The sequence below is a fragment of the Novosphingobium sp. SG707 genome, from assembly GCF_012275515.1.
GTDB lineage: Bacteria > Pseudomonadota > Alphaproteobacteria > Sphingomonadales > Sphingomonadaceae > Novosphingobium.
In genome coordinates, this window is record NZ_JAAZQL010000011.1 from 127,942 (window position 1) to 143,594 (window position 15,653).

Annotated in this window: 11 protein-coding genes and 2 pseudogenes; 9 read left to right on the forward strand and 4 right to left on the reverse strand. The window is 58.3% G+C overall.

The window, feature by feature from the left end; genetic code table 11:
• Positions 1–67: 67 nt before the first annotated feature.
• From FHW92_RS22610 to FHW92_RS22630, 5 genes are read left to right on the forward strand one after another with little or no spacing between them, the layout of a single operon-like run.
• Positions 68–367 (forward strand): CopG family transcriptional regulator, encoded by a 300-nt coding sequence (locus FHW92_RS22610; RefSeq protein WP_168605550.1) that lies wholly within the window; start codon positions 68–70, stop codon positions 365–367.
• Positions 364–2,457 (forward strand): type IV secretion system DNA-binding domain-containing protein, encoded by a 2,094-nt coding sequence (locus tag FHW92_RS22615; RefSeq protein ID WP_168605551.1) that lies wholly within the window; start codon positions 364–366, stop codon positions 2,455–2,457. The genes FHW92_RS22610 and FHW92_RS22615 overlap by 4 nt, the downstream gene beginning before the upstream one ends.
• Entirely contained in the window at positions 2,454–5,408 is a 2,955-nt protein-coding gene (gene mobF / locus FHW92_RS22620) for a MobF family relaxase (protein ID WP_168605552.1), read from the forward strand. Before FHW92_RS22615 ends, mobF begins: the two co-directional genes overlap by 4 nt.
• 12 nt (positions 5,409–5,420) lie before the next feature.
• The gene (locus FHW92_RS22625; protein ID WP_168605553.1) at positions 5,421–5,996 is read left to right on the forward strand and encodes a restriction endonuclease; all 576 of its coding nucleotides are present in this window, start codon (positions 5,421–5,423) and stop codon (positions 5,994–5,996) included.
• A 44-nt stretch (positions 5,997–6,040) separates the two neighbouring features.
• Positions 6,041–6,499 (forward strand): lytic transglycosylase domain-containing protein, encoded by a 459-nt coding sequence (locus FHW92_RS22630; RefSeq protein ID WP_349237739.1) that lies wholly within the window; start codon positions 6,041–6,043, stop codon positions 6,497–6,499.
• 132 nt (positions 6,500–6,631) lie between these two features.
• Here the strand turns inward: FHW92_RS22630 and FHW92_RS22635 are convergent, their stop codons facing one another.
• The 3 genes from FHW92_RS22635 to FHW92_RS22645 all read right to left on the reverse strand — a co-directional run bounded on the left by FHW92_RS22635 (position 6,632) and on the right by FHW92_RS22645 (position 10,563).
• Positions 6,632–8,533, reverse strand: a complete 1,902-nt coding sequence (locus tag FHW92_RS22635) for a hypothetical protein (RefSeq protein ID WP_168605554.1) — start codon at positions 8,531–8,533, stop codon at positions 6,632–6,634.
• Between the two features lie 168 nt (positions 8,534–8,701).
• Positions 8,702–10,012, reverse strand: coding sequence for a P-loop NTPase fold protein (locus FHW92_RS22640; RefSeq protein WP_168605555.1), 1,311 nt, complete (start codon positions 10,010–10,012; stop codon positions 8,702–8,704).
• Between the two features lie 194 nt (positions 10,013–10,206).
• Entirely contained in the window at positions 10,207–10,563 is a 357-nt protein-coding gene (locus FHW92_RS22645) for a M48 family metallopeptidase (RefSeq protein WP_349237741.1), read from the reverse strand.
• A 471-nt stretch (positions 10,564–11,034) separates the two neighbouring features.
• Between FHW92_RS22645 and FHW92_RS22650 the strand changes: the two genes are divergently transcribed.
• Complete coding sequence (locus FHW92_RS22650) at positions 11,035–13,161, forward strand: TonB-dependent siderophore receptor (RefSeq protein ID WP_168605556.1); 2,127 nt, start codon at positions 11,035–11,037, stop codon at positions 13,159–13,161.
• 357 nt (positions 13,162–13,518) lie between these two features.
• On the opposite strand, the pseudogene FHW92_RS25920 reads toward FHW92_RS22650, so the two are convergent.
• A pseudogene (locus FHW92_RS25920) lies at positions 13,519–13,647 on the reverse strand (LysR family transcriptional regulator); the annotation flags it as partial.
• Positions 13,648–13,715: 68 nt separating this feature from the next.
• Between FHW92_RS25920 and FHW92_RS22660 the strand changes: the two are divergent.
• The 3 genes and pseudogenes from FHW92_RS22660 (at position 13,716) to FHW92_RS22665 (ending at position 15,291) form a co-directional block, all read left to right on the forward strand.
• Positions 13,716–13,943, forward strand: a complete 228-nt coding sequence (locus tag FHW92_RS22660) for an IS110 family transposase (protein ID WP_168605557.1) — start codon at positions 13,716–13,718, stop codon at positions 13,941–13,943.
• Between the two features lie 43 nt (positions 13,944–13,986).
• Positions 13,987–14,088 (forward strand): annotated as a pseudogene (locus FHW92_RS25925) (IS110 family transposase); the annotation flags it as partial.
• A 93-nt stretch (positions 14,089–14,181) separates the two neighbouring features.
• Entirely contained in the window at positions 14,182–15,291 is a 1,110-nt protein-coding gene (locus FHW92_RS22665) for an IS110 family transposase (RefSeq protein ID WP_168605558.1), read from the forward strand.
• Positions 15,292–15,653: the final 362 nt, after the last annotated feature.

Genomic DNA, 15,653 nt, shown 5'->3' on the forward strand with positions numbered 1-15,653 from the left:
GCTCGCCTATATCTTCCGTAACGCTTCATGACTCCTGCGAGGGTCTCCCCAAGTGGAGGCCTTCCCCGTGCCCAAGATCAATTTCCGCCTTGATGGTCCGCTGCACGTAGCCTTGATGCGCCGTGCTCGCGGAGCCAATCTTTCCTTGTCGGGTCTGGTTCGGCAGTTGCTGGAACAGGCAGTCGATGAGCGTCGGCGATACGTTTTCACGTCGCAGGACGAAATCCTCGCCACCTCGATCCAGATCCTTTCCATCCTCGCGACATCGGTTGGTCAGCAGTCCCCCAAGGCCCTCGAACAGGGCATGGCGCAGGCGCGAACCATCCTTGCCGAGCGCGGTCTGCTGGGCGGGGAGGGTGGCCAATGAGCATCTTTCGCAACGACACGCTTGGCTCCTGGACGCGGGGTGGGCAGGCCATCGTTCACAATGTCCGAATGACAACCCAGGTCTTCTATCAGACGCTTCTGGCGGGGCTGGTGATCTGGATCATCGGCACCGTCTGGTATGCGCTTGAGAAATCCAGCGCTTATGAACGCTTCGTTCTGGTCAAGCTGGCCGAAGCCTGGATCAAGGTCGATGCGGCGGAGGGCACCAATGATCCGGTGCAATTCCATACGCCCGATGGACGGGTTTACTGGACCTCAGCCGATTGGCTGGTCGCCTCCAGTCTGGCGAAAAAGACCCTCCATAATTTCGAGACCTACCTGCTCCATGGCGCGGTGATCTCGGGCCTTTTCGCACTCGCCATGCTCGGCTGGGCCTGGTTCTATTTTACCCGGATGGGCAGGGGGCTGGGCTCCAATGAATATCTGCGCGGCGCCCGCTTCGGCACGATCCGTCAGGTTCGGCGCGCGCTTTGGAGCCAGAAGAAGGGGCCGCTCATTATTGGCTCGGTCCCGGTTCCGGAAGCCTTCGAACCCGAACATATCCTGCTTTGCGGTGCCCCCGGAACGGGCAAGACCAACCTGATCGTGGGTATGCTGGATGGCATCCGCAAATCGGGCCGTCGGGCCATTGTCTATGATACCGCCGGCACCTTCGTCGAAAAATTCTATCGGCAGGGGCAGGACATGCTGCTTAATCCGCTTGACCGGCGCACCGCCCATTGGTCGCCCTGGGTCGATGTGCCGCGCGACTATCATTACGATCAGATCGCTGAATCGACCATTCCCGACAAGCATGGCGATCCGTTCTGGGCGAAGGCCGCGCGTGGCACATTGGTCGCGGTGATGCGCAAGCTGGCCCGCCAGAAGCACACCTATGTATCGGTGCTGCTCGACCGGCTTCTGCGCTCCAAACTCAAGGATCTGGCCACGTTCGTGACGGGGACGGATGCGGCCGCCTTCATCAGCACCGAGGGGGAGCGCACCTCGGCGGGCATCCAGGCCGAACTTGCCTCGGTGATGCGCAGCTTCAGCTACCTCGACGATACCGAGGATGGTTTCTCGATCCGCGACTGGGTGGAGAAGGGCGATGAAGGAAGCTGGCTCTTCATCACCGTGAAAGCCGATCAGCTTCCGTCTTTGCGGCCCCTGATTACGGTCTGGCTCGATATCGCCATCAGCGCGATCATGAGCCTGACGCCTGATCGCGATCGTCGCCTTTATTGCGTAATCGACGAACTGCCTACGCTCCAGAAACTGCCCTCGCTCTCCGACTTTCTTGCCCGCGCCCGCAAATATGGCGGGTGCGGCATCTTGGGGTTCCAGTCCTATCCGCAACTCGAGGCAACCTATGGCATTCAGGATGCCGCCGCGATCACCGGCTACTGTTCGACCTGGGTGGCGTTGCGGGCCAATGATACGGCGACGGCCAAACATGTCTCGGAAAACCTGGGCCAGGTCGAACAGGTAGAGGCCAATGAAGGCATGTCCTATGGCGTTAATGACATGCGTGATGGGGTAAATCTGTCGCGGATGCAGGTGACGCGGCCCCTCGTCATGCCGACCGAGGTCACTAACCTGCCTAATCTGGTCGGCTTTCTGCGCTTTGGCCGCAACCTCCCCGTGGTCCGTTTCGACAGTCGCTTCAACGATCTTCCTTCGCTGGGAGAAGCTTTCGCCGAACGCACCGACCCCGCCTTCCAGATCGACAAAGCCAGAACGCTTGTGCGGATGGCTCATGCCGAAGCGCGCGTACGCGAAGCGATGGAAAGAGAGGCGACGCAGATGTCATCGCCTGAGGTCATTGTTGCCGACAAGCCATCCCGAAAACCACCAAAGCCGCCAAAAGAACCCGCGCCACCGCCACCCCAGACTGACCTGTTTCAGCCTCTGTCGGCTGAGGTCGATCCCCAACGGGTGGAGGACATCTTGCTCAACGAAGAGGGTGCCGAGCTTCCAGCTCCCGCGCGCATCCTCTGGTCGATCCTCGCCGGCAAGCAGGGGCAGATACAGTCCGATCTTGTCCAGCATGGCCGCGATGATGGACCGCGTGAACCGGCGAGGCCCGCATGATTCAGCCTCAGCGTCTTCATGGGCAACCGGCCAATATCGCCCGCTACTATACGGTCGGAGACTATTACACCAAGGGTGACAATGAGCCTTCGGAATGGGGTGGCAAGCTCGCCAGCGACCTTGGCCTGTCCGGCCCGGTCGATGCCAAGGTGCTGCGGGAACTTCTGGCCGGTAAGGTTGATGACCAGCAGTTGGGCCGTCGCCGCTCTGATGGGACCATCCACCATCATCCCGGCTGGGACTTTGCGGTCAATGCTCCCAAATCGGTTTCGATCATGGCGCTGGTGGCTGGCGATAGCCGCGTGCTCGATGCCCATGAGGTGGCGGTCACGGCGGCCATCTCTTATCTCGAAGAGCAGGCCCAACTGCGAAGGCGGGAGGAAGGCAAGGTCCTCTACGAAACGACGGGGCGCATTCTAGTCGCGCGTTTTACCGAACATGGCAGCAGGGAGCTCGACCCTCATCTCCATACCCATCTCGTGGTCCTCAACATGACCAACCATGAAAATGGGGATCGCATGGCGAGCCTCGAAAGCAGGGTCATGTATGGAGAGCAGCGCGTCGCCGGCCAGATCTATCGCAATGCTCTGGCGTTTGGTCTGCGAGAGCAGGGCTATGAAATCGACACCGATCCGCGCTCAGGATTGTTCGAGATACGCGGCATGCCGGGCGAACTGATCGAGCGGTTCTCGCGGCGGGCCGAAGCGATCGAGGAGCACGCGCGTGAACATGGTCTGGTGGGCCAGAAGGCGCAGCGCGCATCCTTCTATGCCACCCGTAAGGCCAAGGTGAAAGTTGGCGAGGAGGAACTTACCGCCCAATGGCATCAGCGGGCAGGGGATCGTCTCGAAGCGCTTCGAGCTATTGCCGCATCGAGCCAGGAGCGCCAGGGGCAGCATTTGCCTCCCACGCAGCGGGAGGCGTCACGGGCGGCTCTGTTCGGCCTGCGGCAATTGGAAATCACCGAGGCGGTCAACAATCTGGGCGATATTCTGCGGACCGGTCTTGCCGCCCATGTCGGTGAAGTTCGGCTTGATGACATCCGTCCCCGGGTCGAAGAACATGAAGCGGTACGCAAGCTGCTGCCCACCCATGAGCAGACCGGCGACAAGGTTTTGACGCGTGGGCGCACCTCCCGCAAATCCTGGCGGCGGGAACTGGCGCTTACCCAGCATATTGCGCTGGGGCTTGATGATGCCCGACCGATTGCCTCGAGTGATCGCTTGCTCGCTGTCCTCGAAGAGGCCAATCTTAACGGTCAGCAGCAACGCGCTCTGGTCGAGACGGCGCTGACGCGGGATCGCATCACCGCCATCCACGGGGTTGCAGGCTCCGGTAAATCGACGCTGGTAAGAGTGCTGGGTGAGGCTGCGGAGCCGGGGACCACTCTGATAGCCTTAGCCCCTACATCGTCTGCCGCTGCCGAACTAGGCGCAAAGGCGAATATCCAGTCCCACACCGTTGCGAGCTTTGTCGCACGCGGCGGGCAGGGAATCACTGATCGCCATGTTCTGGTGCTTGATGAGGCAGGGCAATTGGGGAACCGTCAGGCCCGGCGGTTACTGGACATCAGCCGGGCCACGGGCGCACGACTGCTCCTGCTCGGCGATGAGAAACAGACTGGGGCGATCGAGCAGGGCAAGCCCTTCTGGCTGATGCGCCGGTTGGGGATGCCGACGGTCGAATTGACCGAGGCCGTTCGGCAGGAAACAAAGTTGATCAAAGCGGCTGTTGCGCAGGCACGGGCAGGAAATTTTGCCGAGGCTCTGGCCAGGCTCGACAGCGTCAGCACCGTTACCGACAATGAGAAAATGGCCGGGCAGGTCGTCAATGCCTGGATCAGGCTCAAACCGGATTCGCGAGCTGGCACCAATATTCTGGTCCTCGACAATGCAACGCGGTTGATCGTCAACAGCAAGATCCGTGAGGCGTTGAAGAGCGAGAGCGGACTGGCCGCCGAGGACAGCCGATTGTCCATCCTCGCATCAGCGGGAATGACCGATATCGAGAAGCATATGGCTCGCTTCTATCGGGTAGGTCAGGTTCTCCGCTTCGACCGCGAGATTGCTGCTCTCGGTGTTGCTCGGCATTCCGACTATCGCGTGGTGGGATTGGGCCGGGAGGCCAGTGGTCGTCAGGTCGTGCGGCTGGTTGACGAGAATGGCCGCACGATACGCTGGGATCCGCAGACCGCCCGGGCGCGACACATCAATGTGTTCAACCCTGAAAATCGCGATCTGGCGGTAGGAGATCGCATCCAGTGGCGCCTCGTCAATCGTGAACTTGATCTTCGCAACGCCGAGCGAGGAACGGTGGAAAAATTGGATGGGGCGCTGGCGACCATTCGCTGGGATCGGGATAGCCGCGTGCAGCAGGTGGACTTGTCCGAGCATAAGACCTGGGACCACGGTTATGCCGAAACCGTGTATTCGGCGCAGTCCAAGACCTATCCTCGTGTCTTCGTTTTGGCGCCAGCTGAATCGCCTTTGGTCAACGCGCAGAATTTTTACACGGCCATCACCCGAGCCCAGTTCGGGGCAAGGCTTTGGACCAACAACGTCGAGGCGCTGGTCAGTAAACTCGAGCACCAGTCGGGCGAGAAGACATCTTCATCGGAAGGGCTGGGGCGAATGAAGGCTGATCGTGTTGATGCCTTTTCGCGCCGCCAAGGAACGCATCTGGCGCATTTGAAGGCCGAGCAGGAGCGCGTGCGGGCAGAGCGGCGTGACCGGGCGCTGACACGGCAACTCGATCGCCGTGAGCGCCCGCCCCGCAGCGCGGGTGAACATCTGGCCGAAGGCGCGCGCAGCGTCGCGCTGGTGCTTGACCGATTTCTTGAAGGCATCCTTGATCGTGCTCGGGTGGGTCGCGATACAACGGCTGCAGAGCTATCCCGGTCCACGGAGGCACCGGTTCCTCAACCCGAACCCACCCGAGGTCCCGAACGATAAGGATACGATTCCATGTTTTTTGGAATTTCAGCGCTCTTTCTTGTTCTGCTGGCTTTTGCGTTCCGTCGCCACATGGGGCCTGTGCACCATAGCTGGAGGCGGCGGCAGGCGAGGGTGATCGCCGGGCAATTGCGGGGGGCTGATCGGCGCCAGCCGCCGCAATTTCGGTATGCCCGGTTGAGAGCCATGGATCCTCTCGCATTCGAGGAACTCTTGATGGAGAGCCTCGAACGGTGCGGTCACAAGGTGACCCGAAAACATCGCTCTGCCGGCGGCGAAGGGGTTGATGGGGAGGTAGTGATCGATGGCAGCGTCTGGCTCATTCAGGCGAAGCGCTATGTCGACACGATGCAGCCAGAGCATGTCGCCGCTTTCGAAAACCTGTGTCGCGTCAATGGGCACCGGGGCCTGTTCGTTCACACCGGGCGGACTTGCCCACAAAGTCGCGCCGTGATTACCGATGGCAGCGTGGTGCAGATCATTGCTGGCAGAGCGCTTCTCGCTTTGCTCACCGACGGATCGCTGCCGACGCTTGCTCCGCCGACCAATCAGGTCCTGCCGGAGACAACACACGGGAGGCTGATATGATGCGAAGCGTTTGGGTAGCCTTTTGTGCAGTCATGTGCAGTCTGATGATCCTGCCTTCCTCTGCGCAGGCGAGAGCAAAAGACACCGATGAAGAGCGCCTTATCGGCTCGTGTATCCATCAGGCATCCCTCGGCCAGCCCTGGCTCGAAAAGACCCTCTGGGGGTTGCGCGATCAGGAGGCCGGCTGGATTGGCGCCGAGGTCGCCAACACCAATGGCTCGTATGACCTTGGTCCCTTGCAGATCAATACCTGGTGGGCGGCACGCATCGCCACGTTGATCGGACGCCCCGAAGCCCATGTTCGCCATTGGCTGCGCTTTGATCCCTGTTTCAATGCCGAGGCGGCGCGCTGGGTGTTTCTGACGGCTCTGCGATCAACCGGCAGTTATTGGAAGGCGGTAGGTGTCTATCATAGCCCGACCGCATGGCGGCAACGGAACTACGTCGGGTCAGTAGCCGGGCATCTGACCAGTAGATTTGGACAAGCCGTGTTCGGGCCGTGATCGATTCGCATCGGTATGGCGCGGTGCCGGTAATGACCATGGTTGGGGACAGTCCCGACTGTCCGCTTTTGGCGGCCAATAGAGGTAAGCTGCCATAAACAAAGTGCGCTAATCAGGCTTCCATTTTGTAGTCTACGATGTCAATTTTGGATGATCCAAAGCCGTTGAGAAAGCTTTTGCTACAATGCTAGCTGCTTCGGGTTCGATCTCGCCGAACTCTGCTGCAACCTTATCTAAGGTTTCACGCATTACATTTTTGCTGTCATCGTCGCTAGCTGACAAGCAGAGCGAAAACATCTCGATGTTCTCAGAGACGTAAACCAGCCCTATTTCGGAATAAAGAAGTGGGATGGTTAAATGCCGCGTCGTCTTGTCGGCGAACTCGTCGAATTTTCCTATATCCAAGACATCTCCGCCGCCCGCCCTCATAAGTTCCGGTAGCTCGCTGAATTCGCTTCCAGACTGAATCTTGTCACGCAGATTCTTGAAAAGCATTGTCCGAATATCACGAGAGACAAACTTAGAGAGATAGAACCAACGCTGCCTTGCACCTTCGTTCGACTGGGGGAGGTGAGGAAGAGCATCGTGTACCGCAGCCCTAAGGCCGTCACCAAGCACGTCATTCTGACCGAGTGTCTCGCCGAAGATTTCAGCGAGATTATATGGGGCACCGCCATCTGCCAACGCTTCTGTCCATGTCGATGCATCCTTTCCAACAAGACGCACCTTGACGTTTTCGATTAGCTTGGCCCGATCCACAGCATCCACGTTAGCGAGAGTTGTGACGGCATCGTCGTAAGGGCGACCATCCTTCATCGCCTCGATTGTTGACCATAAATCCGACCTTGCTGCGGCTTTCGCCAGTGCAATGTTGACCGGTTCAGTACCAATGAGGCTATTTAGCGCCTCGATGTTTTTCAGCAGATGATCGGTCGTCAACCCAATTCCGCCGTTGTCAGCTATATCCCGCTTCACCAACGCGGCGATCACAGGCTTCAGCGACGGCCGGGTTTTGAGTGATTGATGAACGTATGTTGTCGGATTTCCCCAGATATACCAGTTCAGTGCATTTTTGAATTGGACATCAAATTCTTTGCTCTCGGTCAGAACTTGCTCCCAGCTCTTGCCGTTTGGACCGGCGAAATCTGACCCTCTCAGGAACATCAAAGCGGCAATGTCAGCAAGCTGCTGCCCCTTTTTGCCTTGGTCAGCTTCATTAAGACGGTTCGCCAATTGTCCTTGATCGAATAATTGTTGGACGTGCGATTTCGCAATTTGGTTCTTGCCGTGGAGAATGCCAAGAACGTCTATCGAGGGCCCGGTAGCGTGGAATGAGGCGGCGTTGGCAGATATCACGTTGAAGGCAGCCGCTGCCAAGGTATCCCAATTGGGCTTGGCCTTGTCCTTGAACTGAATAGTGGTGTTTGAAGCCAAGGCGCGGGTTGCCGCAGCAACGCCCTCGGAATCGTTCTCATTTCCGAGCCGCGTGGTAAGGGCCGACACGAACTCGCTCGCACTCTTATTCGATTGCAGCATTGGCCGAAAACTGGCCGGAATTTCGTCAAGAAGTGCAAACAAAGCGGGGTAGTCGAGCGTCAGTTGGACCAACGGAGCTTGCTGACCAGTTAGCTGCGCGGCGTCTCGAATGGCTTTAAGAGCCGCAGCCGCGCTTTTCGCAATATCCTCCGTCATGGGAGATTTCGACAGCGACGTCCCAAGCTGCGCCACACAGGCCTGGACAAAGAGTGGTCCGGACGTGAAGGGCGCTAACGCCTGAACGATGCTCGCAAAGTCGGCACGGAAGGTATCAAACTGTGCACAGTCGCACCAAGTCGATGCCAGCCTATGCATCCCTCTTTTCGCCCAAATTTGATCATTTGAACTGGAGCGCGAAACCAGCAATGCGGCATTTGCTACAAAGTCCGGTTGCGGACCAGTGCCATTGGCCCCCCCCGGAGGGCTGGCAATAACCTCCTCAAAAACTGGCCCAAATCCAACGACCTGCACCAACTGCGAAAACTCGGCCTCGTCCATTCCAGCAATCGACAACCGAAGCGGCTCTTGCAGAAGTGCTTGAAACGCTTTGTCGCGAGGAACTCCATAGTGAAGGGCAACGACATCGCGTTGCCAACTGGGGACAGCAGCTTCCGCGGTTGGCCAATCGCTGTTTACGAACTCCCTTGGGTTCGCGCCAATCTGGGCTCAGTACAGCGCGAAGAACACCATTGATAGAAAATTGATCGAGCCGTCATCCCATTGCTTGACCAAAACCCCTACCGCATTGACCACCTTTACCAGCGATCGTGGCGTAACTCTGCCCATTGTTGTGCCGCTAGCCGCATATTCTTCTACAAGCTTGGTCGTCCAATATACGCGTTCGTCGGTTGCAGCGTCGCCAAAGGCCTGTTCCAATTTTTCCTTCAAGAACGCACGCCAGTCAGACATGACTGGGTCGTTGATGTAAAAAGACACATCGAAGGTTTTATCTAAAAACGAACGAGCCAGGTCACTCGCCTCATTACCGTGCCCTGAGGCGCGAAACATGCGCTGCACGGAACCTTCATCAATAGGCAGGATTATTGAAGGTAGGGTCAATTCGGCACGTTGCGGGCCGTTCAATTCGCTTCCGAGGAAAAGGCTCCGGATTGTAGCCCAGAGCTCAACAGCTTCAGACTCTGCAAGCCGATCCAGATTGTCAATGACTATTACTAATCGTTCCCGCTTGGCGCGCAGGCTCTTCAGAACATCGCGAAAAACAGTCCGGAATTCTGTAACGGAAGGCTCTGGGCTGATCTTTGTTTTCTTCTCCGCGCGTTCAACCGATTGGTTTGTCAACAGCGCGAAGATTGACTGTTTGGCGTATTTGTCACGATGGCGAGTCCAGAACACGCTCTTGAAATAGCCCTTGAACCAGCTTTGCCGCCATGGTCTCCAGCTAAGATAGAAGAGCGCAGCCATGATGACCGGCGCGATGGTTAGGGCAATCCCCCCCATCATCATCCACGGTGCATCCGCGATATTTTTAGGATCGAGCGCGCGCCCAAGCACTACAGTTCCAATTGGAACGAGGGCAAGGGAGCCAATTATCCATTTTCCGGTCAACGACAGTTTGCGACTGGTTTCTGTGACAGTTTCTTCGGAACGACCCGACAGATCGGCTAGACGGTCTTGCCATTGCCCTTCATCAGACAGGGCATTGTGAGCCAGATCTTGAATCAGTGCTTCGAGAAACGAGCGGCGCGGAGGGTCGTTCTGATAGAGCCAGGCATCATAACTGAAAAAATGGATGTTATCGCACGTCGTTCCAAGTTTCTTTTGGATTTGGTTGACAACCGTACTCTTTCCGCTGCCCCAAGGGCCAAGTAGGCCAACCACGTTAATGCCGTTGTCTTCCCCAATGACGTCGGCAATAGCTGAAGAAACGCGACTGTGCGATCCGAAGAAATCAGTTTCAGATGGTTCATCCTTTATGAATTTTACGGCTATTCTCGCCGGGGCATCTCCCTCTGACATACTTCTCCCTTCGGACTTCGTCCCTTTTGCTCAGCTAGCACTCTTTGCCCATGAGTGCCAAACGTAGGTGTCTGAGGCGGTATTTCAAGGCATCTGCTATGGGTCGGATACCTTGGTCCACCTGCTGGAACATAAACAGACGATCGGTTCGAACCACCGCCCCGGTCCGGGTGAACGACTAGAAATGGGGCGGATCAAGCCATGGCTCGCTCACGTCTCTGTTTTCGCCGCCTCCAGTCGGGCATCACCTTCCCCAGCAATTCGAAAAAAGTCGCACCATGATGGGGTTCGGTCACGTGGCAAAGCTCGTGCGTGATCACGTAGTCGATGGCGTCAAGGGGGGCTTCGATCAGGCGGCGGTTCAGCATCACACGCGCGCCTGGCGACATCGAGCCCCAGCGTTGCTTCAGTTGGCGAACGATCAGGCCCTTGGGGCGGCGCAACTCGCCATCGTGGAATCGCTCAAGGTTCGCCTGGATGCGTTCGGCAAACTTGGCTTGTGCCTTCTCCGGATACCATGCTTCGACAAGTTCGCGGGTACCGGACCAGATCGATCAGGCGCCAACACACGACGCCATGGACTGCCGGGAACGGGCCGCGCTTGACAATATCGACTAATGCCTGGCGCTGAGCATTGTTGAGTCGCGAAAGGCCCCGGGGTCCCTTTCCATCAAGCAAGCCGGCGGGGCCACGGGCATTGAACCGGAATACCCAGTCCTGCCCAATCTGAAGTCCGATACCACCGATAGAGCCAGAAGACGGCGCGCTGGGTTCGCGTGCTTGGTCGTCCGCGCCAATCGGCGCAGTGACGCACCGTCAAAATCGTCCCGTAGACCAATCGCTGTACCCATGGTGCCGATCTCCAATCTGCCGGCGCCGTTGAGTCAGATTTCCACGGTCTTGGGCATCCCCCGTGAGTCAGTCACCGCGCAGTTTGATATAAATCCTCGCCACACTTTAAATGCGATTGACTCGCAATAGCGTTATACTTAGGAGGCCTGCCATAATGAAGAGGGCCTTCCATGACGCGTAAATTCTTCCTGTCGTTCTTGTTCGCCACGATGCTGACGGGAGGTACTGCTTATTCCACTGCCTCTGCGCAGGAGGTCAAACAGACAGCGAATAAGAGGCGTGTCGATGAGGAGATCATCGTCGCCGGCGTCAAGCCAGATGAAGGCCAGAACAGGATCGGCGAGAATGGCGCGATGGGCTCGAAAGTCTTACTGGACACGCCCTATTCCCTGACGGTCGTCGATGCAGAGGACATTGCCCGGCGGCAGGCCAACAGCGTCGCGCAGATCTTTGCCAACGATCCGTCTGTTTTCTCCTCGGCACCGGCGGGATCGACCAACTGGTGGGGTACTCAGATTCGCGGGCTGGGCGTGCGCAACTATTATATCGATGATGTACCGTTGCTGCTGTACTGGGGCGGCGACTTCCCGCTGGAGCCGATCGCCAGCGTCACTGCGTTGAAGGGCCTGACCGGCTTCATGTACGGCTTCGGCACTCCGGGCGGAGTGATCAGCTATCGCACCAAGCGGCCGACCAGCGAGCCGATGCTGACGACCGAGGTCGGCTACCGCACCAACAGCGTCCTTTATGCGCGGGCTGATGCGAGTGGCCCGCTCACCCGAGACGGAAGCCTTGGCTATCGGGTCAATTTGGGCGGAGAAAAGGGGGCCGCCTACAATCAGGCCGGGGTGAACCGGCTGGTCGGATCGCTGGCGCTGGACTATGCGATCAACCCTAACCTCAAATGGCACGCCACCGCGACATATGAGGACAGCAATCTTCAGCATGAGCCGTTCCAGTTCTACTGGGCGGAGTATGTCGGGAGCGAATTGCCCCGCCCGACCTATGATTATTCCAAGCTCAACGTTGCCAACAGCTATTACAAGGCGCGGACGCTGGCTACGGCTACCGGGTTCGACTGGACGTTTGCCGATGGCTGGTCCGCACGGCTGACCTATGGCTTCACGAGCAAATTTCATCGCTCGAACAAGATGTTCGTCTATATGCGCAACCCAGCAGGCGACTATGATGGCTATGCCTATAATTTTGCCGAGCTGGATAAGAACCATTTCGTGCAAGCGATCATGCAGGGCAACGTCGTGACCGGCCCGATCCGGCATGAGATCGTGGCGGGGGCATCCTTCCAGCTCACGGACAGCGCCTTTGGCTATAGCGACAAGGATTATTACTGGGGCAACGACTTCAATGGTAACATCTACCAGGATCAACCGTTCCGTGTGACGCGTCCGATCAGCTTCGGAACCGATGGCTGGCCGACACGGGAGCGGCAGAAAGCCTTGTTCCTGAGTGACACGCTGTATCTTGGCGAGCATCTCCAGGTGATGCTCGGTGCGCGCTACACGCAATACAGGCTGTTTGATCTGGACGGGGATGCGTCGGTCGATTCCGGTTATCAGACATCGGCGGTGACGCCGACGCTCGCGCTGATCTACAAACCCGCGCCCTATGTCTCGATCTATGGCAGTTATGTCGAGGCGATGGAGCCGGGCAGCCGGGTCGGCGGCGGATATGCCAATGCGGGCGAGGTGCTGAAAGCGACGCTCAGCCGCCAATATGAAGTCGGCGCCAAATATGAGCATCAGAGGTTGAGTCTGACGTTGGCAGGTTTTCGGATCGAGCGCGCCGCCACGATCGATCGGATCGTCGATGGCGCGCGCCGGCTGACGCAGGACGGCCTGACGCTGTACAAGGGGGGCGAGGCGATCGGGATCTATCGGCTCAGCGACGATCTCAAGCTTGGGGCTGGCGTCGTTTATCTCGATCCGAGCATTCGTAATGTGTCAGCCGGCAACGAGGATCTGCGCGGCAACGTGCCGGCAGGCGCGGCCAGATGGCAACTCACCGGCAATGCCGAATATCATGTTCCCGCCATTCCCGGCCTCAGCCTGCACGGCAATGTCCGCCATGGTGGCAAAGCACCCACCAATGACAGCAACAGCCTCTACGTTCCCGCTTATACTACGGCGAACGCGGGCTTCCAGTTCGACACGGTGCTCGATGGACGCAAGGTGACTTTCACCGGCAACGTCAACAATCTGTTCAACGCCAAATACTGGACCCAGACCAACATTGGCGAGGGCATAAACGGGACCATGAGCGTCCGCCTTTCATGGTGACGAGGCAGGATGGCGCCGACGGTGGGCCGGCTGAACGGCAGCCTGGCTCAATTTTGAACTTGGAACCTGCCGCTCCACAATCGGTTCAATCTAAATTGTTCCAAGGCATAGCGCCGCCGAACGCGTGAACGTCGGCTTTTGCCTCGAGCCGACGTTGATCGGTCCACGTGGGAAGGGAAGGAACGTCCCCGGTCAGATCTATCGACCTTTGCCGCAGCGGGTGAATGAACGGCAAGAATCGATGATCTCAAAAGCGGGTACGAACTTCCGGTTTAGAGGCGGCAATTCCCATCACGGCGAACCGGAAGCAGCCGACCAAAGCAGACCATTCCCGCCTGGATCAGCCTCCACAAATGATCATCCGGCTGATTGCCGCGCCATGTCGATCAATGCCTTGAACGCGGCCGAGGGATTACGTCTGGTGGGATAATAGAGGCATAAGGGGACGAGCGGCGGCATCCAGTCTTCCAGGACTGGGACACCGCGTAATTGATTTAGCCACCCTCGTGCATGGTACGAAGTCGCCTTGGCGCTTCAATGCAGGAGGGTGACCGATGGCGATTTATGCAGGATTGGACGTGAGTGACAGGACGACGCATATTTGTGTGGTCGATGTCGAGGGCAAGGTTTTACGTCGCGATGTTGTCGCGAGTGATCCCGACGTCTTGGCCAAATGGCTCAACAGGCATTGCACCGAGCTGGCGCGCGTGGTGCTGGAGACAGGCACGCTGTCGACGTTCCTGTATGGACTTGATGGGGTGGACGCCCCCCGACGGCATTGATGTGCCATAGTGGAGGTGTTGAACACCACTTGAGGAGGCGTCCATGTCGGAGATTAGCACGATCGGATTGGATATCGCAAAGAATGTGTTTCATGCGCACGGGGCCGATGCGAACGGGTTTCAGGTTTTCAGTCGTAAGACCGTATGTCCGTCTACGCGCTGAGTAGCTCGCCCTACACTGCGCATCCGAGGGTTTCTCGGAAGGGCCGAGTCGATCCTCATCACAGGAGGACGAGCCGTGGGACATTCTACAGAGGTCTTCGTCGGAATCGATGTCGCAAAAGCGCGCAATGCTGTGGCGGTTGCGGATGGGGAGCGTGGAGGGGAGGTCCGCTATTTGGGCGAGTTGCCCGCCACGCCCGAGGCGATGCGACGAATGGTGCAGCGTTTGGCAAGTCGACATCAGCAGATGCATTTTTGCTATGAGGCGGGCCCGACAGGCTATGGCTTGTACCGGCAGATTACATCCATGGGCTATCCATGCACGGTAATTGCCCCTTCACTCATTCCCAAACGTGCCGGTGACCGGGTAAAAACGAACCGGCGCGATGCGATTGAACTGGCGAAGTTATTACGCGCTGGCGAGCTGACGGCAGTCTGGGTACCAGATGAAAGCCATGAAGCGGTACGCGATCTGATACGGGCTCGCACCGCCGGTGTCGAAATTTTGCGCGTGCATCGCCAGCAGGTCAGCGCATTGCTGCTGAAGCATGGCTTGAGCTATCCCGGCAAAAAGACATGGGGGGCGAGGCATCTCAAATGGCTGCAAGAGCAACGGTTTGATCACCCTGCACATCAAATTGCACTGCAGGAAATGGTTGATGCTGTGCGTGTGGCGAAAGAGCGCGTTGCCCGCCTTGAGAAGGCGATCGAAGAGTTCCTCCCTCAGTGGGAATTGGAGCCGGTCGTGCGCGCCCTGCAAGCATTGAGGGGCATTGATCTCATTGTAGCCGTCACTTTCGTGACAGAAATCGGCGACATGCGTCGCTTCGATAATCCTCGGCAACTTATGGCCTACATTGGGTTGGTGCCCAGCGAACGGTCCACGGGCGATACGGTAAGGCGGGGAGGCATCACCAAGGCTGGTAATACCCGAATGCGTCAGTTGCTGGTCGAGAGTGCCTGGAGCTACCGCTATGCACCCAAAGTGGGGGCGAGAAAGCTCTATCTGCTGGAGAAAACGGTCCCTGCTGTGCGTGAGATCGCCTGGAAGGCCCAGAGCCGCCTGTCCGCTCGCTACCGTGCTCTCATGGCCAGAGGCAAGAAAAGCACTGTAGTGTGTACCGCAGTTGCAAGGGAACTGGTCGGCTTCATGTGGGCAGCCGCCCGCCGGGTTCAGCCGACTTGAACTTTGCCAGAGACCCCGCGTACAGGCGGGGGTGGGATCATCGGCAGGGGAACATCCGACGGACGTTTTGTGGCCGGCTTCGCCGACGCCCGCAGTAAGAACGGATCAGCCCCGGACGCATACTCGGAACTGCGGTATCCAACCCGCGCATCAGAGCTTGTGGCCGGCGCTCCCTTCTGGGCGTGCCCCGGCGTGCCGCAAGCCGGCTTAGGGCCGGCTCCTCCACTGCGTTGCGGTCCTGACGGATGCGGCCCGCCTCCCTGGTCCCGCCCGGCTGGTCGCATTTCGCCGCCCACCCCCGCCCATGGGGGAAAGCCCATGGGGTTTGGGGCAGGGTAAGGAGGACAGTCATGCGTCAGATG

Excerpts from the sequence above, each read along its gene's own strand:
- mobF (WP_168605552.1), top strand. The coding sequence starts at position 2,454 with ATGATTCAGCCTCAGCGTCTTCATGGGCAACCGGCCAATATCGCCCGC.
- FHW92_RS22615 (WP_168605551.1), top strand. The coding sequence starts at position 364 with ATGAGCATCTTTCGCAACGACACGCTTGGCTCCTGGACGCGGGGTGGG.
- FHW92_RS22635 (WP_168605554.1), bottom strand. The coding sequence starts at position 8,533 with ATGGACGAGGCCGAGTTTTCGCAGTTGGTGCAGGTCGTTGGATTTGGG.
- FHW92_RS22630 (WP_349237739.1), top strand. The coding sequence starts at position 6,041 with ATGATCCTGCCTTCCTCTGCGCAGGCGAGAGCAAAAGACACCGATGAA.
- FHW92_RS22625 (WP_168605553.1), top strand. The coding sequence starts at position 5,421 with ATGTTTTTTGGAATTTCAGCGCTCTTTCTTGTTCTGCTGGCTTTTGCG.
- FHW92_RS22640 (WP_168605555.1), bottom strand. The coding sequence starts at position 10,012 with ATGTCAGAGGGAGATGCCCCGGCGAGAATAGCCGTAAAATTCATAAAG.
- FHW92_RS22650 (WP_168605556.1), top strand. The coding sequence starts at position 11,035 with ATGACGCGTAAATTCTTCCTGTCGTTCTTGTTCGCCACGATGCTGACG.
- FHW92_RS22660 (WP_168605557.1), top strand. The coding sequence starts at position 13,716 with ATGGCGATTTATGCAGGATTGGACGTGAGTGACAGGACGACGCATATT.